We start from the raw sequence: 26532 nt of genomic DNA, 5'->3' as shown, positions 1-26532 counted from the left end.
GAAGCCGAGCGGGAAGCCGCCTACGAGACGTTCCTCCACGACTACAATCAGCATCGAGCCCACACCGCTATCGGAGGCCTCACCCCAGCCGACCGCGTTCACAACCTCACGGGGAACTACACCTAGCCGACGGCGAGGGGCGCAACCTCGTCTACGGCGGCTCGAACTCCTCGGCGCCGAAGACCGGCCGCATCGACGTCGACGCCGATGTGCTCACCGCCGGTGAGAACACCATCGCCGTCCAGCTCCACCAGGGCCGGGCCACCAGCTCCGACATCTACCTCGACGTCGCCGACCTGAGCCTGAGCGCACCGGAGGAGAAGCCGGTGCACCACTCGCTGCTGCTGGGCATCGGCTCCGACCCCAGCGAACGCTACATCTCCTGGTTCACCACCTCCGGTGTCGATGAGTCCGTGCAGTTCGCGCCGGGTGAGCACACCGAGATGCCCGCCGACGCGCAGACCGTCGCCCCGGTCACCCGCGGCACCAGCGCAGTCGCCGGTGAGGAGTACGTCCACGCCACCCTGACCGGGCTCAAGCCGGGCACCTACTCCTACCGGGTGGGCTCCGAGGCCGGCGGCTGGACCGACATCGAGCAGTTCCGCGTCTACGAGGACACGCTTGAACACGAGTTCACGTTCATGGGCGACGCCCAGATCGGCGCCTCGGGCAACGTCGAGAAGGACCGCGCCGGCTGGCAGGCCACCCTCGATGCCGCCAACGAGATGTACCCGAACGCCCAGTTCATGTACTCCGCTGGCGACCAGGTGCAGACCTACGCCGGTGACGCAGGCGAATACCGCGCCTACCTGGATCCGAAGCAGATGCGCACCCAGGCCTCAGCACAGACCCTGGGCAACCACGACTACAACCGCACGAAGATCCAGGAACTCTACGGCCAGCACTTCCACCAGCCGAACATGTGGGACGGCGACCCGAGCAAGGGCACCTACTGGTTCAAGTACAACGGCGTCCTGCACCTCAACATCAGCACCGAGGACCGCGGCCGCTACGACGACTACCGCGCCTACCTCGAGCAGATCATCGCCGAGCAGTCCCACGACACCCACTGGACGGTGCTGACGTTCCACCGCTCGATCTTCTCCTCCGGTGCAACCCACTCGCAGTCGCTGACGACCAAGGGTCTGCGCGAGGGCATCGCCCCAATCGTCAAGGACCTCGACATCGACCTCGTGCTCGCCGGACACGACCACAGCTACACCCGCACCCACCTCATGGACGGCACCACACCGGTGCTGCCCGAAGGCGACGGGGCAGGTGCTGAGGGTGCCGGCTACGCGGCTACCCCGGACACCAACCCGGACGACGGCCACGACGTCGTCTATCCGAAGGACGGCCAGGTCATCTATATCACCGCGAACTCCTCCTCCGGGTCGAAGTACTACGAGCTCGTGCCGGACGGACTGGTGCCGTGGAAGTACACGAACAGCCAGAACTACACCCCGCAGTTCACCAACGTCGACGTCAAGGAATGCTCGATCACCTCGACGACGATGACGCACACCGGCGACCAGGTCGACAAGGTCGAACTCGTCAAGGACAAGTCAGCTCCGACGATCACCCACCCGGGCGACACGACCGTCCGCCTCGGCGCCGACTTCGATCCGATGGCCGGTGTCGAAGTCTCCGACGCCTGCAGCGACGTCACCGCCGGCGACATCACCGTCACCGGTGACGTCGACACCTCGACCCCGGGCGACTACGAGCTGACCTACACGGTCACCGACTCCTCGGGCAATGAGGCCACAGCCACCCGCACGATCACCGTGGCCGCCGGCGACGATCCGACCGAGAAGCCGACGGACGATCCCACCGGTGAGCCGACGGACGATCCCACCGGTGAGCCGACGGACGACCCCACCGAGAAGCCGACGGACGACCCGACGGGCCCCTCGGATGACCCGAGTGACCCGAGCGAAGATCCCACCGACCCGACCGAGGACCCGACTGACAGCGTGCGCGAACTGACCGTCACCCCTGAGACGATCACCGCCGCCGACTTCGTCACCGACGGTGCCGTCGAGATCGTCGCCCGCGGCTGCACACCGGGCAGCACCGCAACCGTCACCGTCGAACCGGAGGGCTCGGGCGTCACCGCGTTCACCGACACGGCGACCGCCGACGAGACCGGCGCGGCAGCGTTCACCGTCTACGGCGAGAACGCCGAGGCCCCGGAGGCCTACGTCGGCAGCTACGACGTCACCGTCCGCTGCGCAGGCGGAGACGATCTGACCGGCCGGTTCACCGTCGTCGCAGCAGATGATGGCGATGACGACGGATCAGACGACGGCCGGGACGATGACGGCCGCGACGATGACGGCCAGGGCGGCGGTGACCGGGAGGGTGACGGCACGCGCGAGGACCGCAACCGCGACTCCGACGGCCGTGAGCTGCCGCGCACCGGCAGCGACATCACCTGGGCGCTCGCCGCTGGCGGCGGACTCGTCGCACTCGGCGCCGGAGTCTTCGTCCTCGCCCGGCGCAGGACGAACCTGACCTGATGATCAGCGAACCTGACCTGATGACCAGGCAGACGCCAGCCTGAGCCACCACCTCGGCCACGGCAGGCAGGGACGCGGCCGCACCGACCGGTGCGGCCGCGTTCTGCTGTCAGGACACGTACCCGGCAACCGCCTCGGGAGCGGTGCCCACCGCCTCGGGCCCGGAACTCAGACCGCGGGACGCTGCCGACCGATCCGGATGAGCATGAGTGCGTAGTGGATGCCGGCGGCGAGGTGGAGGATGACGCCGGTGCTCAGCAGCCCGAGCGCGATCGTCTCGATCGGGGTGGCGGCCAGCGTCGGGGCGCTGCCGAGCAGCAGCAGCGGCAGCCCGGTCATGATGAGCGCGGTGCGGATCTTGCCCAGCCAGGTGACGTGCGAGTCCTGCGTGGCGTGCATGCGGGTCGCGCCGACGATGCCGAGGCCGAAGTCCGTGAGCACGATGACGAGCAGCATCCACACCGGCAGGATCCCGAAGAGCGTCATCGCCGCGCAGATGAACGCGATGCCCAGGCGGTCGGCGACCGGGTCGAGGACCGCGCCGACGCGGGAGGCCATGTTCCAGCGGCGGGCGATGAATCCGTCGATCCAGTCCGTTGCCCCGAACATCGCCAGCGCGATCGTCGCGAGGATCCGGTCGTCGGGTTCGCGCATGAGCCAGATGACGATCGGTACGAGCACCACCAGCCGGATGACCGAGATGACGTTGGGCAGCGTGAGCACTTCGCGGCGGGCAGGTCTCATGAGGCCAGGTCTTTCTCGGCTAGCCAGTCGCGGGCGATCGGCGCAGCCTTGCGGGTGCCGTAGTGGCTGCGCCGATTGAGCTGCTGGAGCTCGGCGATGTCGAGGCGCAGCGCCGCTCGGGCCAGCGCCTCGGTGAAGAACGGGTGCAGACTCGGCACCACCAGCGGGGTGACGAGCTGGGCGAGGACGAGTTTGCGCGGATCGCCCAGCACCTGCAGCTCGTCGCTCTCAAGCGCAGGATCGGCGGCCGGGATGAGCGCGACCGGCACCTCGCCGGCGGTGAGCATATCGCGGGCGGCCAGCGTGTCACCGGGGATCGTGTCGATGTACTCGGCCGTGACCCCGTAGGCGTCCTCCAGCCCGCGCGGACCGTACGGGCGGTGGCGCACATGTGCTCCCGCCGCGATTGCCACCGGCTCATCGACCCCGCGCAGCTCGCCGATGTCGACGAGCCGGTGCTCCTGCCCGTAGTTGCGGCGGATGACGAAGCACTCATGGTCAGCCGCCTCGGCGGGGGCGAGCACACGCATGTTCGTCGGCAGCGCCGACTGCAGCGCCAGCTGGATCTGGGCGGTGTCGACCTCGCGGATATCGGGCTTGAAGTACTGCAGCAGATGCCCGCCGTACTCCGGGAACACCTCGAGCCCCCCGGCCATGAACTGCGGCAGGTAGTCCTCCCGCTGACCCAGCTCGAACTTCCGCTCCACCTCGGCGCCGGCACCTTCGAGCACCTGGGCGAAGATCTCGGCGATGACGATGTTCGAGTAGTACGACTGCGAACCCACCCGCACCAGCGTGCCCGGCTCCGGCTTCTCCTCCTGCGGAGCCCGGATGATCGGCTCGGTGAGCCCGCACCCGGACAGCAGAGCCCCAGCCGCCGCCGAGGCGGTGAGTCCGGCTGCGGTCAGGAACCGCCGCCGAGGCAGTGGGGCCATGGTCTGGGCACCTGTCCTTTCGTGCCGGGAGGGTGGGGGCGGGTGGCTGCCGGGAGGGCTTCGGCATCGAGTGTAGCGAGGGGAGATGGACGCGCGCTGGCCGCAACCCGGCAGGGGGCCGACGCCAGACTGGCCGAATGCGACGCATCGACTTCCGCCGCCTGCCCGCACCTGCCGCCTGGAAGATGACAGCCGCTGTGATCGGGGTGCTGAGCCTGACCGGGCTGGCTGCCTGCGGGGACGGCGGGACGACCGGGCAGCCCGGGCATACCGGGCAGTCGGCAGGGACCGCCGGACAGACGAGTGCTGCCGATGCGGGTGACGATGCAGGTGCGGGTGACGATGCCGAGGCGGTCGATGTCACCCAGTCGGTCTCCGGACTCAGCGCAGCCGGATACACCTGCAGCAGCGAGACGTGCACGCGCACCGAAGCCGGTGTCGACTACACGGTGAGCCTGAGTGAGGACGAGCTGGAGGCCGAGGTGCGCGAGACCGGATCGCAGACCGCCCTGCACCCGCACTACGACACCCTGCTGCGCGAACTCGGCCAGGCAGTCGAACCCGGCCGGTACGCCGGCATGGACTGGGACGCGATCCGCGAATGGGCCAATGCGCATGCCGACTCCGATGACCACGACACCGCAGCCGGCGACTGGACCGTCTCCGCCCGCTTCGACGACACCAGCGGACAGCGCGCCCGCCAGCTCGTCATCACCCGCTCCTGAATCGGCCGCGCGGACACGGCTGCGGGCGCATGGCGGCCCGAGGGGCCGCCGCACTGCAGCTGAGACGCACCCTTGACCAGGCTCGACGCCCGCTGGAACCATGAGCCTATGGACGCCTCCCAGCCCTTCACCGAACCCCTGACTCCACCCGGCGACGTCGAGCCTGCCACGCTCATGATCACCGGAGACACGCCTCGGGACCGGGGCTATGCGCGCGGGCAGGCCGCCGCCGGGGACATCGCCCGCGCCGCGGCCGGGTATTCGGCCCTCTTCACCGCAGGGCAGATCCCGCCCCAGTCCCAGCGCGATGCCGCCGAAGCCTCGCTCACCGCGCTCGAAGCGTGGGATCCCCGTCAGGTCGAGGAGCTGCGCGGGGTGGCCGCCGGCGCCGCCGCGGCCGGCGCGACGTTCGACGGTCAGCCGCTGGAGCTGTGGCATGTGGGCCTGGTCGCCGCCCGCACCGAGATCCTCACCCTGGCCGTCGAACCGACCCCGGAGTGCTCGACGATCGCCTACGCCGCACCCGGCCGCACCGTCGGTGTGCAGACCTGGGACTGGCACGCCGAGTTCGCCGAATACTGGCACTACCAGCAGGTCAGCCCATGCGGGGAACCGGGCCTGTCGCATGCGGGATTCGCCGAGTACGGGATGCTCGGCAAGATCGGGCTCAACTCCGCCGGCGTCGGGGTGATGCTCAACATCCTCAAGAACCGCGACGACGCAGCCGGCGGGGTGCCCGTCCACGCGCTGCTCGCCGGGGTACTCGACCGGGCGCGCAGCGTCGAGGAGGCCCTCGACATCATCGACTCCGCCCACACCACCTCGTCCTCGGTCATCACCGTCGTCGGCTGCGATGACGCCGTCATGGTCGAGATCAGCCCGCACGGCACGTCCCGGCTGCGCCACGACAGCGAGGTCGTCGCCCTCGGCGGCGAGCCGATCGGCCCCGGCACCCCTGCCCCGAACTCCGGAGGCTTCCCGCACGGGCCCGGCGGCGGGGACCGGGGGATCGCGGCCAGTGGAGGATTCCTCATCCACACCAACCACTTCATCGCGCCTGACCAGCAGGACGGCGCCCTGCCGCTGTCGGCGACGAGCCGCTCCGAGGAGCGCATCAGCCTGCTCGACGAGAGGCTGCGCGGCTTCGCCGTCACGTCCTCAGCCGAGGGCGGACCGCACCCGGGTGCCGACGATCTGCTGGCCCTCATGTGCACCGGCACCGGCGACGCCCCGGTGTGCACGAGCGCGGATGCGCACGCGCCGTTCGGGCGGCGCACCGCCACTCTCGTCACCGTCGCCATCGATCCGAACGCCGGCACCATCCGGATGTCCCCGGGCAGCCCCCGCGAGCTGTTCGGCACCGACGCACCCGGCGCCTCGGGACCGGCCGAGGGCGCACGCCGGGAGACCTTCGAGGTCAGGTGAGCGGCAGACCGCCGTGAGACACTGAAGCTCCGGGACGCCGCAGTCCCGGCGACCGGCCGTGACCGGCCGGAGAAGGGAAGGACGCCCGCTGTGGCCAACAGACTCCGCGATGCCAGCAGTCCGTACCTGCGCCAGCACGCCGACAATCCCGTCGACTGGTGGCCGTGGTGTGCCGAGGCCTTCGATGAGGCCCGGTCCCGCGATGTGCCGGTGCTCGTCTCGATCGGGTACTCGACCTGCCACTGGTGCCATGTCATGGCCGCCGAATCGTTTGCCGACGCGGAGACTGCCGCTCAGCTCAACGCCGACTACGTCAGCATCAAGGTCGACCGCGAGGAGCTGCCGACCGTCGACGCCTACTATATGGACGCACTGCAGGCGATGCGCGGGGCCGGCGGCTGGCCGATGACCGTCATCGTCGACCACGACGGCCGGCCCTTCTTCACCGGCACCTACTTCCCGCCGCGGCCCCGGCCCGGCCAGCCGGCCTTCCGGCAGGTGCTCTCGGCGGTGACTGAGACGTGGCGGACCGAGCGCGAGCGCGTCGACGGGATCGCCTCCCACCTGACCGATGCGCTGGCCGCGGTGCATGAGAAGGTCGCCGCGAGCCTGCCTGCCGGCACCGCCGCCGAGGTGCCCGGCGCCGAGGAGCTCACCGCCGCCGTCGAGATGCTCGAAGGGTCCTTCGATGCGCGCACCGGCGGATTCGGACCCGCCCCGAAGTTCCCGCCGCTCATGACGGTCATCCAGCTCATCACCCACATCGCGCGGGTCGGGGTTGAAGACGCTGGCGGCGGTGGCGATTCCGGCAGCGGGGCTGATGCTGGGAGTGGGGCGCGGGCGCTGCGCATGGTGCGCACGACCATGTCCCACATCGCCGCCGGCGGGATGCGCGATCAGGTCGAAGGCGGCATCGCCCGCTACAGTGTCGACGGCCAGTGGCATGTGCCGCACTTCGAGAAGATGCTCTACGACAACGCCCTGTACATCCGTGCGACCACCGCCTGGTTCCGGCTCGAGCAGTGGCTGGCCGGCGGGGGAGGAGCCGGTGCGCAGGCAGCCTCCCGGTACGCGGCGCTGGCCGCCCGCGAAGCCCGCGAGACCATCGCCTATCTGCGCACCACACTGACACCTGAGGGCACCTTCGCCGCAGCCATCGACGCCGATTCGCTCGACGACCACGGCCGGTCAGTCGAAGGCGCCTACTACACCGTCGCCGCTGCCGACATGCAGGACGCCTTCCCCACCGGCAGCCTCTTCACTGCCGCCGGCAATGTTGAAGGCCGCAGCGTCGTCACCGCCCCGGCGATCCTCGACTGGCTGACCGACGGCCAGGCTGACCAGACCCCACCGTGGGAAGGCGAACAAGTCGCCGCCGACCGTCAGCTGCTCCTTGACATGCGCGCCGACCGTGCTTTCCCGCACGTCGATGACAAGACGGTCACCGAGTGGGACGCGCTCGCCGTCACGGCCCTGGCCGAGGCCTCGCTCGTCTTCGCTGAACCTGACTATGCTGACACCGCGCGCGAGGTGTTCGCTGCCCTGCTGGCCACCGCCGACCTGCCGGCCGGTCGGCTGCCGCGCAGCTCTTCTGCCGGGAAGCCGGGGGACAATGCCGGCGGGCTGGCCGACTGGGCAGGTGTGGGCCGGGCCGCGATCGCACTCGAGCTCCTCGATGCCGGTCGCCGCCACGAAGTCGGCGACAACCTCGGCATCGCCGTCGCTGCAGCCCGGCACATCCGCTCCCACTTCATCGACACGAACAGCGAGCCGATGCGCTGCACTGACGGCACTGACCCGGTCATCGGCATCAGCACCTCCGACCCGGTCGACAACGTCACCCCGGCAGGCCGCACCGCAGCAGCGGAGCTGTTCCTGTTGCTGGCCGAACTCATCGTCCCGGCCATCGGCTGGCGGGAACCCGGCGCCGGAGAGTCCGGTGACAGCAACGATCGCGACGCTGACGGGGATCGCTACGGCGGTGGCAGCAGCACTGGGGACGGCACAGGCGGCGGCCGCTACAGTGACGTCGGCCGCTCCGGCGACCGGTTCAACGACGGCGAGCACTCCGTGGGCGGCACGCGCGGCGACCAGGCCGAGACCGGTGTGAAGCTGCGGCCGCGCAGCGCCGCAGAGCTCGGCGCTGAGGCCAGCGACATCGTCTACGGGCTGCTGAGCGTCTACCGTCCGCTCATCCAGGAGGCCCCGCGCGGCTGTGGCTGGGCGCTGTACCTGTCCGAACTCCTCGAATCCCGGATGGTGCACGTCACGACCGCCAGCCGCACGCTCGCTGAGCGTGCTGCCCGCTATCCGCTCGTCGCCGTCGTCGAGATCGCAGCAGAAGGTCCCGGCGGATCCGTGCCCGAATCAGGAGCGACCGTCTGCCGGGATGCGATCTGCCTGCCGCCGCTGGTAGACGAGCAGGCGCTCACCCGGCAGCTCGACCGGCTCTCCCCGCCGCGCAGCTGAGCTGAGTGGGGAGGCGACCACCGCCTCGGGAACGGTACCGAAGCCGAGGCGGCCGGTCACTGCCCGTTGAGTACGAACTCCGCCCCACACGGGTCGGTGACAGGGGCGAACACCCCGAACGGCGTGCGGCCGGTCGATCCGATTGTGGCGCCGAGGCGCTCGGCTGCCTCGCAGCCGGCGGCGACCTCCGGGGTGTGGAAGTAGATGAGCCAGCGGGAGGACTGCTCAGGGTCCGGCATCGTCGCGGCATCGGCGAGCCCGCACACCACCGGACAGGGTGTGCCGTCGTCCAAGGTTCCGGTCGGTGAGCCGTTGGTGACATACCGGGTACCGTCATGGACGGTGCCGGTGCGATCGACGAGCGCCCAGTCGAAGACATCGCGGTAGAACTCTGCGGCGGCGTCGAAGGCGGTGCTGCGGCACTCGAACCATGCCGGGGTGCCGGGCGCATGCGGCAGGTCGAATCCGGTGATGGTGCCCGGCTGCCATACGTTGACTGTCGCGCCGCCGGGATCGTCGACGAAGATGAGCGCGCCGGTCTTGACTGGGCTCGGAGCTTCGTGCGGCTGTGTGCCGGCAGCCCGGGCGCGCTCGGCGGTGCGCGTGAGGTCGTCGGAGCGCAGATACACCCCGAAGCTGCTCGGCCATGGCTGGCCGGCTGGATCGGTCATCCCGCGGGTGCCGACGAAACCGCCGACGGTGTGGCCAGCAGAGGTGATGGTGGAGAACTCATCCGGCCCGGCTGGAGCCGCGAACTCCCAGCCGAAGAGACGGTGGTAGTATCCTGCGAGCGGTCGGGGTCCGGTGAGCCGAGGTCGAGCCAACAGGGTGCACCGGATCGGAAATCAGCAGTCATGGACAGTCCTTTCACACGCCCTGACCTGCGGTTTCGAGGGCGCTGATGTCGAGCTTGTGCATCTGCATCATCGTCTGGATCTGCGCATCGGTGCGGAGGAGGTCGGACATGTTCGCCGGCACGATCTGCCAGCTGAGCCCGAACCGGTCTTTGCACCAACCGCACTGCTCGGATTCGGGTACATGCGACAGTGCCTTCCAGTAGTAGTCGATTTCGTCCTGGTCTTTGCACTGGACAGTGAAAGAGGTCGCCTCGGAGAACGTGAACAGCGGGCCGCCGTCGAGGCAGATGAACGAGACCCCGTTGAGGATGAACTCCCCAGTGAGCACTTTGCCCTGCATGCCGGCGAAGTGCTCACTGAGGGACTCATCGGGGTATTCGGCGATGGAGACGATGCGTGAGTTGGGGAAGACGCTGACGTAGTACTCCATCGCCTCCCTGGCATTCGAGTCGAACCACAGGCATGGGCTGATCGGGAGGGTGGAGGTCATGGCATTTCCGTACTGTGATGGGGTGGCTGCGGCCGGGCTGGTCACAGTTCGTTGAGCATGAAGGCGGCACCCTGCGGGTCGGTGACCTGGCAGAAGCGGCCGAACGGCGACTGGCCGACCTCGCCGGTGGTGGCACCGAGGCGGTTGGCGGTCTCGAGTGAGGCGTCGAGGTCCTTCGTGCCGAAGAAGATCGACCACGTCGACTCCTGGAACTCCGGTGGCATGGCGGCGGCGTCGACGAGTCCGCAGACGGCTTCGCACTGGGTGCCGTCGGGCAGCGTCCCGGTGACCGAGCCGTTGGTGGCATAGCGCGGGGTGCCCTCCGGCGCGCTGTCCATCTCCACGACGGACCAGTCGAAGACCTCGCGGTAGAAGTCAGCCGAGGCATCGAAGTCGGTGCTGCGGCATTCGAACCACACCGGCGTGCCGTGTGTGAGCGGCAGCTCGAAGCCGGTCATCTGATTCGGCTGCCACGCGTTGAGGCCCGCGCCGGAAGGGTCGGCCATGACGGACATCGAACCGGCATCGCCTGCCTGGTCATTGTCGATGTACACGGTGCCGCGCTCGCGGGCCCTCGCGACTGTCGAGGCGAGGTCGTCGGTGTGGAGGTAGACGTCGAATCGCGTGGGGATCTCACCGCCTTCCGGGCAGGTCATGCCGGAGACATCCATCAGCCCGCCGACGGTGCTGCCATCTGCGGTGATGAGGTGGTAGTGATTCATCTCGGCGCCGAGGTCGTTGAACTCCCAGCCGAAGAGCTCGCGGTAGAAGTCGAGGGAGCCGTTGAGGTCACGGGTTCCGAGGTCGAGCCAGCAGGGAGCGCCGGTGCGGTATTGAGGTGACATGATGCAATCCAATCGCAGTAGGGCCATCGGTCACGGCCGGGTGATGCCAATCTATGGCGGCTCGGTGCGGTGATGTGTATCCGTTTTTGCGGTCTTGCCGGTCAGCGGAGGATCAGTGCGATGGAGCCAGAGCCGGCAGGGCTGCCAGCATGGGGACCGACGGCTGCGGGGCCGGGCCGAAGCTCAGCGTGATGTGCTGGGCTGTGGTCACCGGTTGCTGGTGGATGGCGACGACGGGAGCCGCTGGTGCCAGGTGGTCGACCACCTCGGCGGCGGCATCGACACTGAAACCGAGTAGCCACGGGGCGCCGGCGCACAGCGGCAGGCGGATGCGCTGCTGACCGCGGCACAGCACACCGGCCAGCGGCAGCCCGATGGGTGCGGGCTTTGGGAACCAGCCGATCCACATGAGCGGCGGCAGGCGCAGCCCGGACGGCGGGCTCTCGATGTCGATGGTGACGTGCGCGGCCTTCGGGTCGCCGATGGAGAACGGGGCCGGCGAGCGGTCGGCGACCTGGTCGGCGAGCGTGCGGAAGGCCGCCGGGCTGGTGCCGACGGCCTCGCGGAACCGGCGGGTGAACGACGACACCGAGGTGAAGCCGACCTGCGTGCACACGTCGACGACGGCGTCATCGCCGGTCAGCAGCAGGTTTTTCGCGGCGTGGAAGCGCAGCGCGGCGAGGAACCGGCCAGGCGGGGTGTGCGTGGCGGCGGCGAACATGCGGTTGAAGTGGAAGGGACTGTAGCCGAGGTGGTCGGCGATGTCGGCAACGCTGATGTCCTCCGCAAGGTGCTCCATGGCGAAGGCTGCGGCGCGCATTGCCGTGTCGGTGCTCACATCTGTGACAGTACTCCGTGGGCGGGTGCTTGTCACTGGTGGATTCGGATGGCGGGGTGGCCGGGCGGTCAGGTGGTCGGGGCCGCTGGGGTTCAGCTGGCGCGGTCCGCCTGAGCGGGGCCGGCGGGGGACTTCTGGCGCCGGCGGATGAGTGCGGCGCGAACGTCGTGGACGACCCGGCTCATATCGCTGCGGCGAGTGACCCGGATGACCGTCCAGCCGAGCTGCTCGAGCGTCTGCAGTCGGGCGATGTCGCGGTTGTACTGGACTTCGTCGTCACGGTGATGGTCACCGTCGTATTCGACTGCGATCTTCTCACGCCGGTAGGCCATATCGAGCAGGAAGTAATAGCCGGTGGCGGGATTCTCGACGCTGACAGAGACCTCGGGTTCGGGCAGGCCGGCGTCGACGAGGCTGAGGCGCACGCGGGTCTCCTGCGGCGAGTCGACTCCGGGCCGGGCGCGGTGGAGTGCGGCGATGGCGAGCTTGCGGCCGGGATAGCGTCGGGTCCCGATGATGAGTTGAGACAGCTGAACGGGTGTGAGCTGGGGCGGGCCATGCCAGCGACCGAGCACAGCGTCGAAGCACTGGACGAGTTCAAGGAAGCCGAGCTGACCGGCGAGGTCGAGAAGCGTCTGTCTAATGGTGGTCAGCCGGAAAGTCGCAACTGTGAGGTGGTTGACGGTTTCGGCTTGACGACAGCTGACCCATGGGCGCTTGATGACCGTTGCTGACCGTTCGACTGTCACTTCCAGCTTGTCGAGCCGTCCTCGGAGCGGGAGGCCGTGAAGATCCGCTGCAGAACGGTGAGAGACAGCCGCGTGGGGTGCCACGACAGCCAGTGCCGTTGCCATTTCGAATGTGCGCAGCCAGTTCTCACCGGCCCAAACCGGGATGCCGAGATCTGCCGGCCCATCCGGGTGGTCGTAGATGCCCTTGCCGTACCGGGACAGGAGTTGGCGCCGTCGATACCCGGTGAGGTTTCGCTGGACGAGGAAGTCGTAGTTGGCGAACTGTGGGAGGGTCGCTCTCTTCTTACGCTGAGAGCGGTTTCGCGTGCTCATGAGGACAGCTTTATCGGTTCCCATCGCGATTGGAACGGGAAAGCCAAATCTGTGGATGGCGGCGCCTGAGGCTCCTCGTTTCAGTCTTGACGTTGAGTACCACATCGAGTCCACTCGATGTGGTACTCAACGACTATGTTTCGCCGGATTCATGGGCATTGAGTACCACTTCGACGAACGTTGATGTGGTACTCAACGCACACCGGGAGAATCTACTCCGGCCGGTGCCCGATTCCGACGAGTGTGCTCGTGTTGAGCGAGGTGAATCCATCGCGGTGGAGGCCCGCGAGGAAGTCCAACCGGACCTTCTCGATCTGCTCGGCGGTCATCCCGGAGAACATGCTGCGGAATCCTGAACCGGTGATCACCAGCCAGGCGAGATCGTCGTCGAGCTCCAGGTTCCGTTCCTGCACGGTGACGGTCACGTCGATCAGGCCGAGCCCTTCCATCCACGGTCCGAAGGCGTCCTGGGTGTCGATCTGGTCGAAGCTGAGTCCGGCCTCGTTGCCGGCGTCGTCTGCGTGGGCGGCGGTGCCGTCACCGCCGTGCCTCTCATCCTCTCGGGCAGATTTCGCGTAGGCAGGGTCGGGCCGCTTCTCGTTTCTCACCCGCTGGATCGAATTGAAGGCCCGCATTCCGATGTCGGCCATGACCCCGTGATCCCAGACAGACAGCATCAGCCGCCCGCCTGGCCGCAGCCGGTTGACCAGCTGGCGCGACCCAGCTGTGAAGTCCGGGAAGAACATGATTCCGAGGACGCACTGCACAAGGTCGTACTCACCTGGTTGCCCGAAGTCCAGCACGTCCGCTTGGTGTGCACGCACCTGTCCCAGCCCACGCTTGCTCGCCTGCTGGTGCAGCACATCGAGCAGACCGCCCGCGAGGTCGACGGCGTCGACGCGTCCATCGGCCCCGACCGCAGCAGCGGCCGGCAGCGCTGAGGAGCCGATCCCGGAGCACGCGTCGAGAACCCGCTCACCGGGTTGGGGGCCTGCCGCCGCGACGGCATCTGCGCCGATGCGATCCCACAGGTGCGGAGCGAGGCGGGAGTAGTCAGCGGCGGCGTCGGTGAAGTGCTGCGAGTCGACCATGGTCGAACTGTAGAATCAGGCGGCCTACGGCGCTAATGCGCTGACCGGCATATGTGGCACTGTTGCTCCGCCAGGGCAGGCACTGTTGCTCCGCCACATCAGTCACCGGAGCACCGTCAGGGCCGACAATGGAGCGTCAGGCGCCGCGCATGTAGGCGTGTGCGACGTGGAACATGTCGTGCACGTCGGTGATCGCGCACATCTCGCGCGCCGAGTGCATGCTCCACAGCCCGATGCCGATGTCGACGGTCGTCATGCCCAGCCGGGTCGCGGTCAGTGGCCCGATCGTCGAACCGCACGGCATCGAGTTGTTCGACACGAACTCCTGGTAGGTGACGTCAGCAGCATCGCAGGCGGCGGCGAACCGGGCGGTGCCGATCGCATCGGTGGCGTAGCGCTGCTGGGCGTTGATCTTCAGCAGCGGCCCGGCTCCCAGACGCGGCCGGTTGACCGGGTCGTGGCGCTCAGGGAAGTTCGGGTGCACCCCGTGCCCGGTGTCGGCGGAGAAGCATATGGAGGATGCCATTGAGCGCAAGTACGCCTCCCGGCCGGCCGCGGCAGCGCCGGCCTCATCGCCGTCCCCGGTAGCAGCCGCAACGATCCGCTCGGTGACGTCGGCGAGGAACGGCCCGCAGGCGCCGGAGCGGGTGTTGGAGCCGACCTCTTCATGGTCGAAGGCGGCCAGCAGCGGGATCTCGCTGATCTCGGCCGGGTCGATGAGCGCCAGCGCACTCATTCCGGCATGCACCGAGGACAGGTTGTCGAGCCGGGGGCTGGCGAGGAACTCGTCATGCAGGCCGAAGGTCGCCGGCTCCTGCGCGGCGATCGTGACGACATCGAATCCGGCGACATCCGCGGCCTTGACCCCGGCCGAGGCGGCGAGCACCTCAAGCACGTCAGTGCTCTGCAGTCCGTCGGCGGCCTGCAGCAGCCCGGTGAGATCCTCCAAGCCGATGACCGGCTGCAGGTGACGCTGCTTGTCGAGCGAGAGCTTCTGGTTGACCTCACGGTCGAGGTGGATCGCCAGCTGCGGGATCCGGGCGATCGGCTTCGTGCGCGCCAGCACCGTCTGCCCATCACGGGTCACGAGTCGTCCGGCGAGGCTGAGCTCCCGGTCGAGCCACGAGTTCAGCAGCGGCCCGCCGTAGATCTCGACGCCGATCTGCAGCGCACCCTCAGTCGTGAACCCCGGGTTGGGCTTGAGTTTGAAGGCAGGCGAGTCGGTGTGCGTGCCGAAGACCCGGAACACCGGGGCCGAGGCGCCGCTCACCTTGCCAGTGCCGCCAGTCTTGCCAGCGCCGCCTGCCTTCCCAGCACTATCACCAGCACTGCCTTCGGGCATCACCCAGGCGATCGCCGCGCCGTCGCGCACTACGACGTATTTCCCGCCTGCGCGCAGCTGCCAGGCATCGGCCTCGTTCAGCTCGCTGAACCCGGCCGCGACGAGCCGCTCGCGCACATTGGCCGCCGCGTGGAACGACGACGGCGAGGCGTAGACGAAGGAGGAGAGGTCGGCAGCAACGGTGCTCGGCGCAGATTCAGTCGTGATGCTCATACGTAGTAGCGTAGTCAATCGTGCTCTCGGTTCTCATGCGCCTGTTCGGCTGGACCTACATCCCGATCTCCGTCATCGCCAAGCTGCCCTTCGCGATGTCGGTCGTCGCCGTGCTCACAGCCGTCGCCGCCACCCGCGAGAGCTACACCCTGGCCGGCTCGACCGCCGCGCTCGTCGGCCTCGGCACTGCGATCTCCGGCCCGCTCATCGGCGCGGCTGCCGACCGCTGGGGCCAGCGCATCGTCCTCATCATCACCGCGCTCGCCAACGCCGCCGCTCTCTTCGGCCTCGCCGTCGCCCTCCGGCTGGAGGTCACCACCCCGGTTGTGCTCGCCGCCGGCATGGCGATCGGCCTCACCAGCCCGCAGGCCTCGTCGATGGTGCGCACCCGCTGGCTCTACGCCATCCGCGCCACGCTCACCGGCACCGATGCCCGCAAGGTCACCTCGAAGGTGCTGTCGTATGAGTCGATGACCGATGAGCTCGTCTTCGTCTTCGGCCCGGTCATCGTCGGCATCGTCGCCGTAGCCTTGGGCGTCGTCGTCCCGCTCGACTTCGCCGCCGTGCTCACCGGCCTCGGTGTCCTCGCCTTCGCCGTCCACCCCTCGGTGCGCTTCACCACCGGCCACGCCCGCCAGCCCGCGTCTGCCCCCGAGGCGGCCTCCGCTCCCGAGGCGGCCGGCACCTCCCAGCCGGAAGACGCCCCCCAGTTGGAACGCGCCTCCCAGCCGGAAGGCGCCTCCCCGACGTGCGCCGCAGCCGGCCCGCTGCCCGAAACCGCCCAGCCTGCACCCGCCGCCCAGCCTGCACCCGCCGAGCCGACACGCCCGGCCCCGGTGCGCGAGATCTACCGCCTCATCGTCCTCGTCCCGGTGCTCGGCATGACGAGCATCGGCGTGTTCTTCGGCGCCTCGCTCACCTCCCTGAGCAATTTCATGGAGCGTTTCGGCCAGGCCGATGCCGCTGGCATCTACTACGGCATCATGGGCGTTGGCTCAGCGATCCTCGCACTGTCGGTCGTCCTGCTGCCCGAGCGCTTCACCTTCACCGCCCGCTGGCTCGTCTTCGGCTCGCTTGCCCTGGCCGGCTCGATCGTCATGCACTTCGTCTCCGACCCGCTCGACGTGGTGCTGCCGCTGGTCATCATGGGCTGCGGCATCGGCCCGGCACTCGTGACCCTGTACTCGATCGCCTCCGACGTCGCCCCCTTCGGCCGCACCACCACCGTCATGGCGATGATGTCGACCGGCGTCGTCGTCGGCCAGTCCGGCTCCTCAGCGCTCACCGGCGTCATCATCGACCGGTTCAGCTACGTGGAGGGCTTCCACATGATCACCGTCGCCACCGCGCTGCTCGTCTGTCTGGGCGGTGTGCAGCTGCTGGCAAACCGATCCGAGCACCGCCGCCGCAGCACCCGGATCGCCTAGGATAGGACTAGTCGCCAGCCCGATCGGCTGACGGCCGCTGACCGCGCACCCCCTATGCGAGTTCGAGGAGCCCTGTGGAACAGTACAGTGCCGAGTGGCAGGCGTGGCATGACGCCCGCATCTCCGATCTCGCCACCCCGTTCGGGTGGCTGAGTGTCACTGGACTCACGTGGCTGACGTCGTCTCAACCGGTCACCTGGCCCGAGGCGCCGGGCACCTTCACCGTTGACGGCGACTGGGTGCACTTCACCTTGGCTGACGGGGTGTCCGCCGGTCCGAGCAAGGCCGCGCTCGAGGTCATGAGCCGTCCGGCCGGTGAGCGCTCCGGCGGGGACGCCGCTCATGATTCGATTCCAGCGCGGGCCTCCCATCCCGCCGCCGAGGTGCGGGTCGACTCCTCGGAGTCGATGTCGGCCAGGCTTGATGACGGGGAGTCGCTCAACTGGTTCGTCGTCGATCACGTCACCTATGAGCTCATCCGCCGCGACGGGAACTACGGGATCCGCCGGCGGGATTCGAAGGCTCCGCTGCTGCAGCGCTTCATCGACATCCCCGCCTTCCCGCTGAGCCAGGAGTGGATCGTCTCCGGTGTCTTTACCCCGTATCCCGAACCGGAGCCGCGCCGCATCGCCACCGCCTGCCCGGGCCTGGAGCTCGACGAACAGCTGACCGGCGAGGTCCGGTTCACGCTGTGCGACGTCGAGTATGTGCTCAAGACCTCCGGCAGCCCGGACAAGGGCCTGCACATCAACTTCCACGACTACACTAACGGCCGCACGAGCGCGACGTGGCGGCGCATCAACCTTGGCCTGCCCGACGCGCAGGGTCATGTCATCATCGACTTCAATCGCACGATCAACTACCCGTTCGCCTTCATCCCGCACGCCACCTGCCCGGCGCCGGTGCCGGAGAACGTGCTGCCGGTCGAGCTGCAGGCAGGCGAGCGCCTGCCGACACAGACGCTGTCGGAGTCCGGGATCAACACGCCGGTGCTGTTCATCGACCTGTCCCCGGAGATCGAGATCGGCGGGGTTATCGACCTGTGGACCGAACTCGGTCTCGATGTCACGCTCGTCAACCGTGACGAGCCGCTGCCGCCGCTGCCCGGCTTCGCCGCCCTCGTCGTCTTCTGCTGGGGATGCACAAGCGAGGTCCGCACTGAGCGCATCACCGAGATCGTCGAGATGGTCTCCGATGCGATGGCCGCCCGGATCCCGGTCGTCGCCGTCGGCACCGCCACCACGATGCTCGCCGCCGCCTCGCTTGACGGTTCGCTGACAGCCGGGCGGATCACCTTCGAGAAGACCGCCGACAGCCTTGGGCCGATCCCGCTGGCTGTCACCGACACCGTCGCTGAGGACCGGCTGTTCCGCAACAACATCTCCCGCCTCGACCCTGACGGGGTCGGCTACATCGTCATCGACCGGGCCGAGGGCGAAGAGCTGCCAGCCGGGCTCAACGGCGACGCGGACCGTGACGAGGCCCGCCGCGAGGCGCAGCGGACCTTCGGCGCTCATGAGGTCGCCTGGCGCGATCTGGCTGAGCGCTTCGCGCGTCTCCTGCACACCACCATGTGACAGCTCCTGCCAGTACCATCTGCCAGTGCTGACGGACCCCGCCGTCAGCGGTTGACCAACTGGTGGAATCGCAGTGGATCGCAGGGCCAGACCCTGAGAGGCCGTCAGGGGTCTGGTTGTACTCCTGTACGGGAACGGGTGTCTGCTGGTAGAGCGCGAGTCGCCACGCGCCGTCGCATCGGGTGTAGACACTGGACATCAGCGCGATGAAGCTGGGCTCGTCCTCCGCGCGGTAGGCGCGGCCGGTGTAGACGAGGATCGCGTGATCGTCGTTGAGGGCGAGGAGTCTTGCGTCGGTGATGTCGTAGGTTCGCCACGGCGGCGCATCGTTCAGGGAGTCGACGACCGCCTGCCGGTCGAGGATCTGGCCGTGGGCGAGGACCATGACGCCGTCGCTGGTCATGATCTGTCCGTAGAAGTCCGCGCCATTGCTCTCGCAGAGGGACTTCCATCCCTGGTGCTCGAGTTCGAGCAGTTCGCTGAGCATGACGGCGGGCTCCTTCGCTTCGCGGAGTTCCAGCCTACCGCCGGATGACGCGACAGAACGATGACGCGACAGAACCCGGCCCGCGATGCGCGGACCGGGTTCTGTCGGGTTCGAGGTCAGCAGCCTGCGGCCGCCTGGCGCGCAGCCTGCGGCCGCCTGGCGCGCAGCCTGCGGCCGCCTGGCGCGACGGCGCGGCCGCAGGTACAGGCTCACACCCAGATGTGGACGCGCTCCTCCGGCGGCAGGTACATCGGTTCGCCCTCGCTGACGTCGAAGGCCTCGGCGAAGGCGTCGATGTTCTTGACCACCTGGTTGCAGCGGAACTCCTCGGGCGAGTGCGGGTCGACGCTGAGCCGGCGCAGCCGCTCCTCCTTGCGCATCTTGATCCGCCAGGCCTTCGCCCAGGCGTAGAAGAACTGCTGCTTCTCCTCGGTGGTGACCTCGCGGCCCTCGTCGGCTGCGGCGATCGTCAGTGCCTTGTACGCGATCGACAGCCCGCCGACGTCGCCGATGTTCTCACCGATCGTCAGCGCACCGTTGACAGTGTGCTTGGACTCGAACCCGGCCGGGACGAGCACATCGAACTGGTCGATGAGGGAGCGAGTGCGCTCCTCGAAGCGCTGACGGTCTTCAGCGGTCCACCAGTCGACGAGGTTGCCGGTGCCGTCGTAGCGGGAGCCCTGGTCGTCGAAGCCGTGGCCGATCTCGTGGCCGATGACCGCGCCGATCGCTCCGAAGTTCACGGCATCCGGGGCGTCGACGTCGAAGAACGGCGGCTGCAGGATCGCAGCAGGGAAGACGATCTCGTTCATCACCGGGTGGTAGTAGGCGTTGACCGTCTGCGGAGTCATGAGCCACTCATTGCGGTCGATCTCCTCACCGATCCGCCCGACGTGCCGGTCGTGCTCAGCCTCGGCGGAACGGCGGATGTTGCCGAACAGGTCATCGGCGCGGATCTCGGCCGGGTACTCCCGCCACACATCCGGGTAGCCGACCTTCGGCGTGAATTGCGAGAGCTTCGTCAGCGCCCGCCCCTTCGTCTCCTCACCCATCCAGTCGAGGCTCGTGATCGAGGACTCGTAAGCGCGGATGAGCTTGTCGACCAGTTCGCCGATCGCCTCCTTCGCCTCCGGTGGGAACTCCTGGGCGACGTAGAGCTTGCCGACAGCCTCACCGAGCAGCCCCTCCACGAGGCTGACGCCGCGCTTCCAGCGCTCGCGCAGCTGCGGGGTGCCCGAGAGCGTCCGGCCGAAGAAGTCGAAGTTCTCCTCGACGATCTCATCGCCCAGCACACTGGCTGAGGCGTTGAGCAGGGCGAACATCATCCACCCGCGCAGCACCCCGACGGGCGTGTCGGCCCACACCTGGCCGGCGCCGGTGAGGAAGGAGGGCTGGCTGACGATGAGGTAGTCGGCGTGCTCGATGCCGGCTCCGGCCCGCCATGCGTCGAGGTCGAAGCCGCGCACGAGGTCGGCGACCTCGGGCACGGTGAACCGGTTGTAGGTCTTCTCCGCATCACGGCTGGTGACCCGGTCCCAATGGTGTTCGGCGACTGCGGTCTCGAAGGCGAGGATCTTCTCGGCCAGTTCCTCACCGGTCATCCCGGTGTGCTCCTGGAGCCCGGCCAGCTGCGACATCTTGGCGATGTGGGCGCGGAACTTCTCACGCAGCTCGGCGTTGTCCTCACCGCGGTAGTACGACTCATCGGGCAGGTGCAGGCCCGACTGCACGATGTACATCGCGTAGACGTCGGAGTCCTTGGCATCGGCGCTGACGAACCCGCCGAGCAGTCCGCCGCAGCCCTCGCGGTCGAGTTCGCCCATGAGGCGGGCGAGCTCGCTGTGATCGGCTGCGGCCTTGACCCGCTCGAATCCTTCAGCAAGCGGGGTCACGCCGAGCTCGTTGATCCGCTCGGTGTCCATGAACGACGTGAACAGGTCGGCGATCTTCGCCTCTTCGCTGCCCGGAGCGGGAGAGGCGTCGGCGAGCCCGGTGATGAGGTCGCGGACCTTCTCCTCGGCGGCGTCGTAGAGTTCGCGCATCGCTCCGTCGCCGGCGCGGTCGTCGGGAATCTCGAACGAGTCGATCCAGGCGCCGTTGACATGGCGGAAGAGGTCGTGTGATGCAGCGACATCCGGGTCGCCGTGGGGCAGGGAGATCTCAGTCATAGTTCCAACCTATCGCCTGCGCGCCCGGTTGCGGTCGGCTGGGACTGGATTTCCCGCTCCCGAGGCGCCGGCTGGCTCATGGACGTGGGGCATCCCAGCCGCGTGCGCCGCGGATGAACGCCGCCTGCCCGGCGTGCTGGGCGGCATCGTCGATGATCGATACGAGCCGCACTCCGCGGGTGACCGGCTGGCCGTCGTAGCGGTCGATGACGTCGTCGAGGTCAGCGGGCGCGAGCCCGCGCAGATAAGCGGCCATCTCGTTCTCGACAGCTGCCAGGTACTCGCCCAGCGCCTCCGGGTCGTCGATGCGGATTCCGGCGGCCTCGTCAGCGCTCTGCCCGAACCCGAACCCCTCGGCCGGCAGCCCGAGGCGAGCGTGGAAGGACTGCTCGGTCCACACCTCGGGCGCGGACGTCAGCGCCGCCAGCTGGACGTCGGCCTCGCGGCCGGTGTGCCACAGCAGCCAGGCGGTCGAGTTCGTGCCGGGCACAAGGTGGGCGTTGAGGTCCTCGGTGCAGATCCCAGCGAGGACCCGCCGGCAGACCTCGAAGGGACGGGTGAGCATATCGGCGAGCACGGACACGGCATCCATCGGATCCTCCTACGACACAGGGGCAGGCACCAGTGCTTCCGAGTCTATGCGCCGGGGCGGACAACCGGCAGGGGACAGGTCGCTAGAGTGGAGGCGATGACCGAGACGGGAGGATCCATGAGCGCACAGGCAGACAGCACGCAGGACAGCCAGGGCGGCCAGGGCAGCCAGACCGGTGAGGTGAGCATCGTGTTCGTGTGCACCGGCAATATCTGCCGCTCGGCGATGGCCGAGCGGATCGCAGCCGCCGAGCTGTCCGATCTGCCGCTGCACATCGACTCAGCTGGGATCAGCGACGAGGAGCACGGCAACCCGATCGACCCGCGGGCCGCCCGCGTGCTGAGCGAGCGCGGATACGACACTGCAGGTCACGCCGCCCGCCAGCTCACCGCCGACTGGCTGGCCTCCCGCGACATCGCGATCGTCATGACCGAACGCCACCGGCAGGCCACCGAACGGCTGCTGGAATCCGTGCCCGAGGCGAATCGCCCCGAGGTGCGGATGCTCAGGTCCTATGACCCGGCCTGCGCCGGCCGGACCGGCGACGACCTCGACGTCTTCGACCCGTGGTACGGCGACCAGGACGGGTTCTACGAGACCTTCGACATGATCACCGCCGCCCTTCCGGGCATCCGCGAGGCCGTCGCATCACGCCGCTGATCGTAGCCAAGTCGTAATGGACCCCGCCCCCATATGCAGGCAGCGGCCAGGTCGATGGTGGATAATGAGGGCGCGAGTCCGCCCTGATTGGAGTATCCCTTTGAATATCCGCACCTTCTCGACTTCCCTGCTGGCGATCGTCGCGGCTGTGGCCCTGGGCTTCACGCTGCTCTGGTCAGCCCCCGCCAGCGCCCACGACCGCCTCGTCAGCTCGAACCCGGAGCATGGTGAGGAACTCGACGAGCAGCCGGACTGGCTGGAGATGGAGTTCTCCGGCCAGCTGCAGCAGGTCGGCGCTGAGATCAAGGTGATGCACGACGGAACCGACGTCTCCGCCGGTGAGATCACCATCGAGAACCGCACCCTGAAGTCGGCGCTGCCCGATGACCTCAAGCCCGGTGCGTACACCGTCAACTGGCGCGTCGTCTCCGAAGACGGCCACCCCATCAGCGGCTCCTTCGACTTCACCCTCAAGGACGACGGCTCCGGCGGCGGCGAGGCCCAGTCCGGTGAGGCCACCGAGGGCGCCGGTGCCGGTGAGGAATCCGCTGGACTCGGCGGCTCAGCCGTCGACGCCCCGGACCGTGAGTCCCAGGACCGCGGCGAGCTCACCAGCGATGAGGCCGGCGGCATGTCCATGCCGATGATGATCCTGCTCGGCATCGGCGGCCTGGCTGTCCTCGCCCTCGTGGTGCTGCTGCTCATGCGCAAGCGCCAGGGCCTGCCCGGCACCGAAGGCGACGACCCGAAGGGTCCTGCCCCGCGCAGCTGATCGCCTGACCTGGCATCGGATCCCCGGTCGAGGGGTGCGCCCGCACCCGCCTCGGCCGGGGATCCGTTCTCGAGAGGCCGGTCATGCGGGGCCGTGCCCGAGGTGCAGGTCGGCTCTGCGGGGCCGTGCCCGAGGCGGGGGTCGCGTGGGGACGGTGCGCGTCAGGCTGGGGTCTGCCAGTCCTGCAGTGCGTCCAGCTGCCGGCGCAGGACGGATGCGGGTATGAGGTGCATGAGCCGATCGCGCAGTCGGCTCAGCTGTGGGCCGGGGCGGTGGGCGATCTGGCCGACCAGCCGCGAACGGGCGGCGACCTGCTGAGTGCGCGGGCGGCGCAGCGCGTCATAGCGGTCGAGGGCGACGATGAGCCGGCCGGTGTCGTGCGCGTTGGCTGCGGTGAGCGGGGCGAGCAGCCGGGTGAGTGTTGCGGCGTCTTCGAGAGCCTGGTTGCCGCCCTGCCCGAGGTTGGGTGTCATCGCGTGGGCGGCATCGCCGAGGAGGACGATCCGGCCGCGCACAAAGGACGGCAGTCGTCCGGCGAGCTCCTCGATCGGCAGGTAGCTGATGGCGGCAGGGTTCGTGGCGGCGATGAGTTCGGGGATCGGAGCGTGCCAGTCGGCGAAGACCGCAGCGACCGCCTGACGGTCTGCCGAAAACCGCCGGCCGGCCGGGGCGTCGATGACGCCGAACCAGTACACGCGGCCATCACCGAGCGGGGCGAGCCCGAAGCGCGTGTCCACACCCCAGGTCTCACCGGCCTCGCCGTGCAGCTCAACGGGCTGCTGCGTGATCCCGCGCCAGGACCCATATCCGGCGTAGCGGATGCCGGGATCGGCAGGCCAGGCGGTGCGCACGGTGCTGCGCAGGCCGTCGGCACCGATGATGACATCGAAGCGCTCATCCTCCCGGCCTGCAACACTGAGCGTCCCGTCGGGGGAGCAGCCGGTGACCGGGGCGCCGGAGCGAACCGTGCCCGGTGCCAGCGCGGCGGTGAGCATCGCATGCAGGTCCGCGCGGTCGACGATGCGCAGCTGGGCGACGGCATCCATCGGGTAGACACTCACCCAGCTGCCGTCGGGGCGACGCTGCCCGCCGGTCAGCTCGGCAGCCTGCGCGGTGCTGATCGCCCGGAAGTCCGCACCGAGGCCGAGCGCATCGAGGGCGCGCAGCCCATTGCCGAAGATCGACAGGCCCGATCCATGCGGACGCAGGCCGGCGGACTGTTCGACGACCGTCACCTCGGCGCCGGCACGCTGCAGTCCGATCGCGGCGGCCAGTCCGCCGATCCCAGACCCGACGACGGCGACCTTCATGGCGAGATCAGCCCAGACAGGTCCCGGGCGGCGGATCCGGCAGGACGAAGGCAGCGGGGGCGGGAGTCGATGCGGCATGCCTGTGAGCAGGCGGCGCGGGCGCGGGCGCGGACCGGCAGAGGGCGCATGCTGATACGCTACCCGCCCGGCGCCAGTTACTGAAAGGTAATGCGAATCGGCTGGACTCCGCCGTCCCAGTTCCCCGAGCTCGGCGACCCGGCCACCGCCTCGGGAGCGGTCATCGTCACCAGGCCAGCGCCATGCGCTGGCGGAAAGTGAAATGCCATGGCAGCCACGCACTCTTTCAGCCTGGCCACCACGGCTGATCTACTATAACTGTCCAGTAATCATTTATGCCAATCATTGAACGTCGAACCGGCAAGGGCCCGCACCTGCGTTTTCAGCTCTGAGCGGAAGCCGCATCGTCGTCGGTGATGGTGTTGATGACCGTGCGGTTCTGGCGCGCGGCATGGCTGCGCGTGGCCGGATCCATCTGCCGGTTGAACGCGATCGCGAGGACTGCGGCCAGGGTCGCGCAGACGGCCGGGAGGATGAGGGCGTTGCGTGCGCCGAGGGTGTCGATGATGACGCCGGAGACCGCCGATCCGATCGAGACGCCGAAGCCGAGCGCTGTGCCGATCCAGGCCAGCGCCTCGGTCAGCCGGTGCGGCGGGGCGAGCTCCTGGATGACGGAGGCAGCGGCGATGAGCGAGGGAGCCAGCGCCAGGCCGACGGCGAAGATCGTGAGCCCGAAGGTCAGCATCGAGCCTGCCAGCAGCATCGGCCAGGTGAGCGCGGCCAGGCATGTCAGTGCGATCGCCAGGCGGTGCTGGACGGGGGACTTCCAGGTGCGCACGCCGTAGAGGATGCCGGCCAGCAGCGAGCCGAGCGCCATGGCGCTCACGAGCACGCCGGCCATCGGCTTGTGCCCGGATTCCTCTGCGAAGGCCACGGCGATGATGTCGAGGGCGCCGAAGTTCACGCCGAGCACGGCATGGGCGACGATGACCATGAAGATGCCGAGATTGGACAGCACCCTGCCCTTCGCCGCACCGCGCTGGCGGGGCTGCGGGACCGGTTCGGTGGACTTCTGGCTGTAGAACAGCGCTGAGCCGAAGATCGTCGTGAGCAGCGAGGCGATGATGCCGGCGGCCGGGTAGATGATGGTCGCGAGGAACGTGACGATCATCGGGCCGGTGACGAAGAGCATCTCGTCGGCCACCGATTCCCAGCTGAAGGCGGTGTCGAGCTGTTTGCGGCTGGTCACGATCGCGTTCCAGCGGGCGCGCACGAGCGAGCCGAGCGAGCCGACCGTCGCGCCGGAGATGCCGGCGAAGACGAAGACGAGGCCCATCCACCAGCTCTGGTAGACGGCGATGAGCAGCATGATGAGCCCGATGACGTGGATGACGACGACGGGCAGCATGATGCGCGCCTGGCCGTGGGCGTCGACGAGGCGGGCGATGATCGGGTTCGAGACTGCCTGGACGAGCATGAAGACCGCTGCGACCAGACCGGCGAGCGCGTACGATCCGAGCACACCCTGGATGAAGAGGACGATGCCGAGTCCGAGGATGGCGATGGGGAAGCGCGCGATGAGTCCCGCCAGCGAGAACTTCAATGCTCCGGGCAGGGAGAAGATCTCCTGATAGTTGCGGAACATCAGGACAGTCTATCCCGCACCCGCCTGCCGGCAGGCTCGATTCCGTGGTGTGATTGGTCACCGCGGCACCGGTCCCGAGGCGGTGGATGCGCGGGAGCGGGCGCCTCAGTATCCGAGTGCGGCGAGCAGTCCTTCCTGCAGTGTGAGCATGAAGCCGAGGCTGACTGCTCCGACGGGCCGGTCGTCGACGAGATCTTCGTCCCAGAGTTCGGTCTGAGAGTCGCACGTGACCCATCCGCGCACACATTCACCGTCCGGTACAGCTATCACGGTCAGTGCTGCAGACAAGGCGGACGTCTGCGCTGTGCGTGGGCGA

The 26532-nt window shown here is 68.5% G+C and carries 22 protein-coding genes and 2 pseudogenes; 9 read left to right on the top strand and 15 right to left on the bottom strand.

The annotated features are described in order from the left end of the window. Both HLA91_RS12050 and HLA91_RS12045 read left to right on the top strand, forming a co-directional pair. Positions 1-126 (top strand): annotated as a pseudogene (locus tag HLA91_RS12050) (IS481 family transposase); the annotation flags it as partial. Between the two features lie 83 nt (positions 127-209). Beyond that, complete coding sequence (locus HLA91_RS12045; protein ID WP_170274875.1) at positions 210-2522, top strand: immunoglobulin-like domain-containing protein; 2313 nt, start codon at positions 210-212, stop codon at positions 2520-2522. A gap of 168 nt (positions 2523-2690) precedes the next feature. Here the strand turns inward: HLA91_RS12045 and HLA91_RS12040 are convergent, their stop codons facing one another. Next, entirely contained in the window at positions 2691-3266 is a 576-nt protein-coding gene (locus HLA91_RS12040) for a CDP-alcohol phosphatidyltransferase family protein (protein ID WP_170274874.1), read from the bottom strand. Next, on the bottom strand, positions 3263-4201 hold the full coding sequence (locus tag HLA91_RS12035) for an ABC transporter substrate-binding protein (protein WP_170274873.1): 939 nt from the start codon (positions 4199-4201) through the stop codon (positions 3263-3265). Before HLA91_RS12035 ends, HLA91_RS12040 begins: the two co-directional genes overlap by 4 nt. A gap of 137 nt (positions 4202-4338) precedes the next feature. Here HLA91_RS12035 and HLA91_RS12030 point away from each other — a divergent pair, with 137 nt between their 5' ends. From HLA91_RS12030 to HLA91_RS12020, 3 genes are all read left to right on the top strand, one after another. Next, positions 4339-4926, top strand: coding sequence for a hypothetical protein (locus tag HLA91_RS12030; RefSeq protein WP_170274872.1), 588 nt, complete (start codon positions 4339-4341; stop codon positions 4924-4926). Positions 4927-5034: 108 nt separating this feature from the next. Further along, the gene (locus HLA91_RS12025) at positions 5035-6351 is read left to right on the top strand and encodes a C45 family autoproteolytic acyltransferase/hydrolase (protein ID WP_170274871.1); all 1317 of its coding nucleotides are present in this window, start codon (positions 5035-5037) and stop codon (positions 6349-6351) included. 90 nt (positions 6352-6441) lie between these two features. After that, a complete protein-coding gene (locus tag HLA91_RS12020; RefSeq protein ID WP_170274870.1) occupies positions 6442-8820 on the top strand; it encodes a DUF255 domain-containing protein in 2379 nt (792 codons plus the stop codon). 56 nt (positions 8821-8876) lie between these two features. Here HLA91_RS12020 and HLA91_RS12015 read toward each other — a convergent pair whose 3' ends face one another. The 7 genes from HLA91_RS12015 to HLA91_RS11985 all read right to left on the bottom strand — a co-directional run bounded on the left by HLA91_RS12015 (position 8877) and on the right by HLA91_RS11985 (position 15560). Next, positions 8877-9644 carry a VOC family protein gene (locus HLA91_RS12015; RefSeq protein WP_170274869.1) on the bottom strand — a complete coding sequence of 256 codons (768 nt, stop codon included), beginning with the start codon at positions 9642-9644 and terminating at the stop codon, positions 8877-8879. 43 nt (positions 9645-9687) lie between these two features. Continuing rightward, positions 9688-10167: a VOC family protein gene (locus HLA91_RS12010; RefSeq protein WP_170274868.1), complete on the bottom strand. Its 480-nt coding sequence runs from the start codon at positions 10165-10167 to the stop codon at positions 9688-9690. A 41-nt stretch (positions 10168-10208) separates the two neighbouring features. After that, positions 10209-11012 (bottom strand): VOC family protein, encoded by an 804-nt coding sequence (locus HLA91_RS12005; protein ID WP_170274867.1) that lies wholly within the window; start codon positions 11010-11012, stop codon positions 10209-10211. A gap of 112 nt (positions 11013-11124) precedes the next feature. Continuing rightward, positions 11125-11850: a helix-turn-helix domain-containing protein gene (locus HLA91_RS12000; RefSeq protein WP_170274866.1), complete on the bottom strand. Its 726-nt coding sequence runs from the start codon at positions 11848-11850 to the stop codon at positions 11125-11127. A 92-nt stretch (positions 11851-11942) separates the two neighbouring features. Continuing rightward, positions 11943-12914, bottom strand: coding sequence for an endonuclease domain-containing protein (locus HLA91_RS11995; RefSeq protein WP_170274865.1), 972 nt, complete (start codon positions 12912-12914; stop codon positions 11943-11945). 212 nt (positions 12915-13126) lie between these two features. Further along, on the bottom strand, positions 13127-14005 hold the full coding sequence (locus HLA91_RS11990; protein ID WP_170274864.1) for a class I SAM-dependent methyltransferase: 879 nt from the start codon (positions 14003-14005) through the stop codon (positions 13127-13129). 136 nt (positions 14006-14141) lie between these two features. After that, positions 14142-15560 (bottom strand): M18 family aminopeptidase, encoded by a 1419-nt coding sequence (locus tag HLA91_RS11985; protein ID WP_170274863.1) that lies wholly within the window; start codon positions 15558-15560, stop codon positions 14142-14144. A 20-nt stretch (positions 15561-15580) separates the two neighbouring features. On the opposite strand from HLA91_RS11985, the gene HLA91_RS11980 reads away from it, so the two are divergent. After that, positions 15581-16987 carry an MFS transporter gene (locus HLA91_RS11980; protein WP_170274862.1) on the top strand — a complete coding sequence of 469 codons (1407 nt, stop codon included), beginning with the start codon at positions 15581-15583 and terminating at the stop codon, positions 16985-16987. Between the two features lie 74 nt (positions 16988-17061). Beyond that, on the top strand, positions 17062-18564 hold the full coding sequence (locus HLA91_RS14225) for a DUF1684 domain-containing protein (protein WP_338076794.1): 1503 nt from the start codon (positions 17062-17064) through the stop codon (positions 18562-18564). 217 nt (positions 18565-18781) lie between these two features. Here HLA91_RS14225 and HLA91_RS14220 read toward each other — a convergent pair. From HLA91_RS14220 to HLA91_RS11965, 3 genes and pseudogenes are all read right to left on the bottom strand, one after another. Further along, positions 18782-19051: pseudogene (locus tag HLA91_RS14220) on the bottom strand (DUF4440 domain-containing protein); the annotation flags it as partial. A gap of 209 nt (positions 19052-19260) precedes the next feature. Next, the gene (locus HLA91_RS11970) at positions 19261-21219 is read right to left on the bottom strand and encodes a M13 family metallopeptidase (protein ID WP_170274860.1); all 1959 of its coding nucleotides are present in this window, start codon (positions 21217-21219) and stop codon (positions 19261-19263) included. A gap of 76 nt (positions 21220-21295) precedes the next feature. Further along, a complete protein-coding gene (locus HLA91_RS11965; RefSeq protein WP_170274859.1) occupies positions 21296-21811 on the bottom strand; it encodes a mycothiol transferase in 516 nt (171 codons plus the stop codon). A 96-nt stretch (positions 21812-21907) separates the two neighbouring features. Between HLA91_RS11965 and HLA91_RS11960 the strand changes: the two genes are divergently transcribed. Together HLA91_RS11960 and HLA91_RS11955 are read left to right on the top strand one after the other, a co-directional pair. Continuing rightward, positions 21908-22471, top strand: coding sequence for a low molecular weight protein-tyrosine-phosphatase (locus HLA91_RS11960; RefSeq protein ID WP_239557112.1), 564 nt, complete (start codon positions 21908-21910; stop codon positions 22469-22471). Positions 22472-22571: 100 nt separating this feature from the next. Continuing rightward, a complete protein-coding gene (locus HLA91_RS11955) occupies positions 22572-23243 on the top strand; it encodes a copper resistance CopC family protein (RefSeq protein ID WP_239557113.1) in 672 nt (223 codons plus the stop codon). 161 nt (positions 23244-23404) lie between these two features. Here the strand turns inward: HLA91_RS11955 and HLA91_RS11950 are convergent, their stop codons facing one another. From HLA91_RS11950 to HLA91_RS11940, 3 genes are all read right to left on the bottom strand, one after another. Next, positions 23405-24553, bottom strand: a complete 1149-nt coding sequence (locus HLA91_RS11950) for an FAD-dependent monooxygenase (protein ID WP_170274857.1) — start codon at positions 24551-24553, stop codon at positions 23405-23407. Between the two features lie 400 nt (positions 24554-24953). Next, entirely contained in the window at positions 24954-26216 is a 1263-nt protein-coding gene (locus HLA91_RS11945) for an MFS transporter (protein ID WP_170274856.1), read from the bottom strand. A 105-nt stretch (positions 26217-26321) separates the two neighbouring features. Continuing rightward, positions 26322-26459 carry a hypothetical protein gene (locus HLA91_RS11940; RefSeq protein ID WP_170274855.1) on the bottom strand — a complete coding sequence of 46 codons (138 nt, stop codon included), beginning with the start codon at positions 26457-26459 and terminating at the stop codon, positions 26322-26324. Positions 26460-26532: the final 73 nt, after the last annotated feature.

This window comes from Brevibacterium luteolum, from assembly GCF_013004595.1.
GTDB classification, from domain to species: Bacteria; Actinomycetota; Actinomycetes; order Actinomycetales; family Brevibacteriaceae; genus Brevibacterium; species Brevibacterium luteolum.
This window is presented reverse-complemented; position numbering and strand designations above follow the sequence as displayed.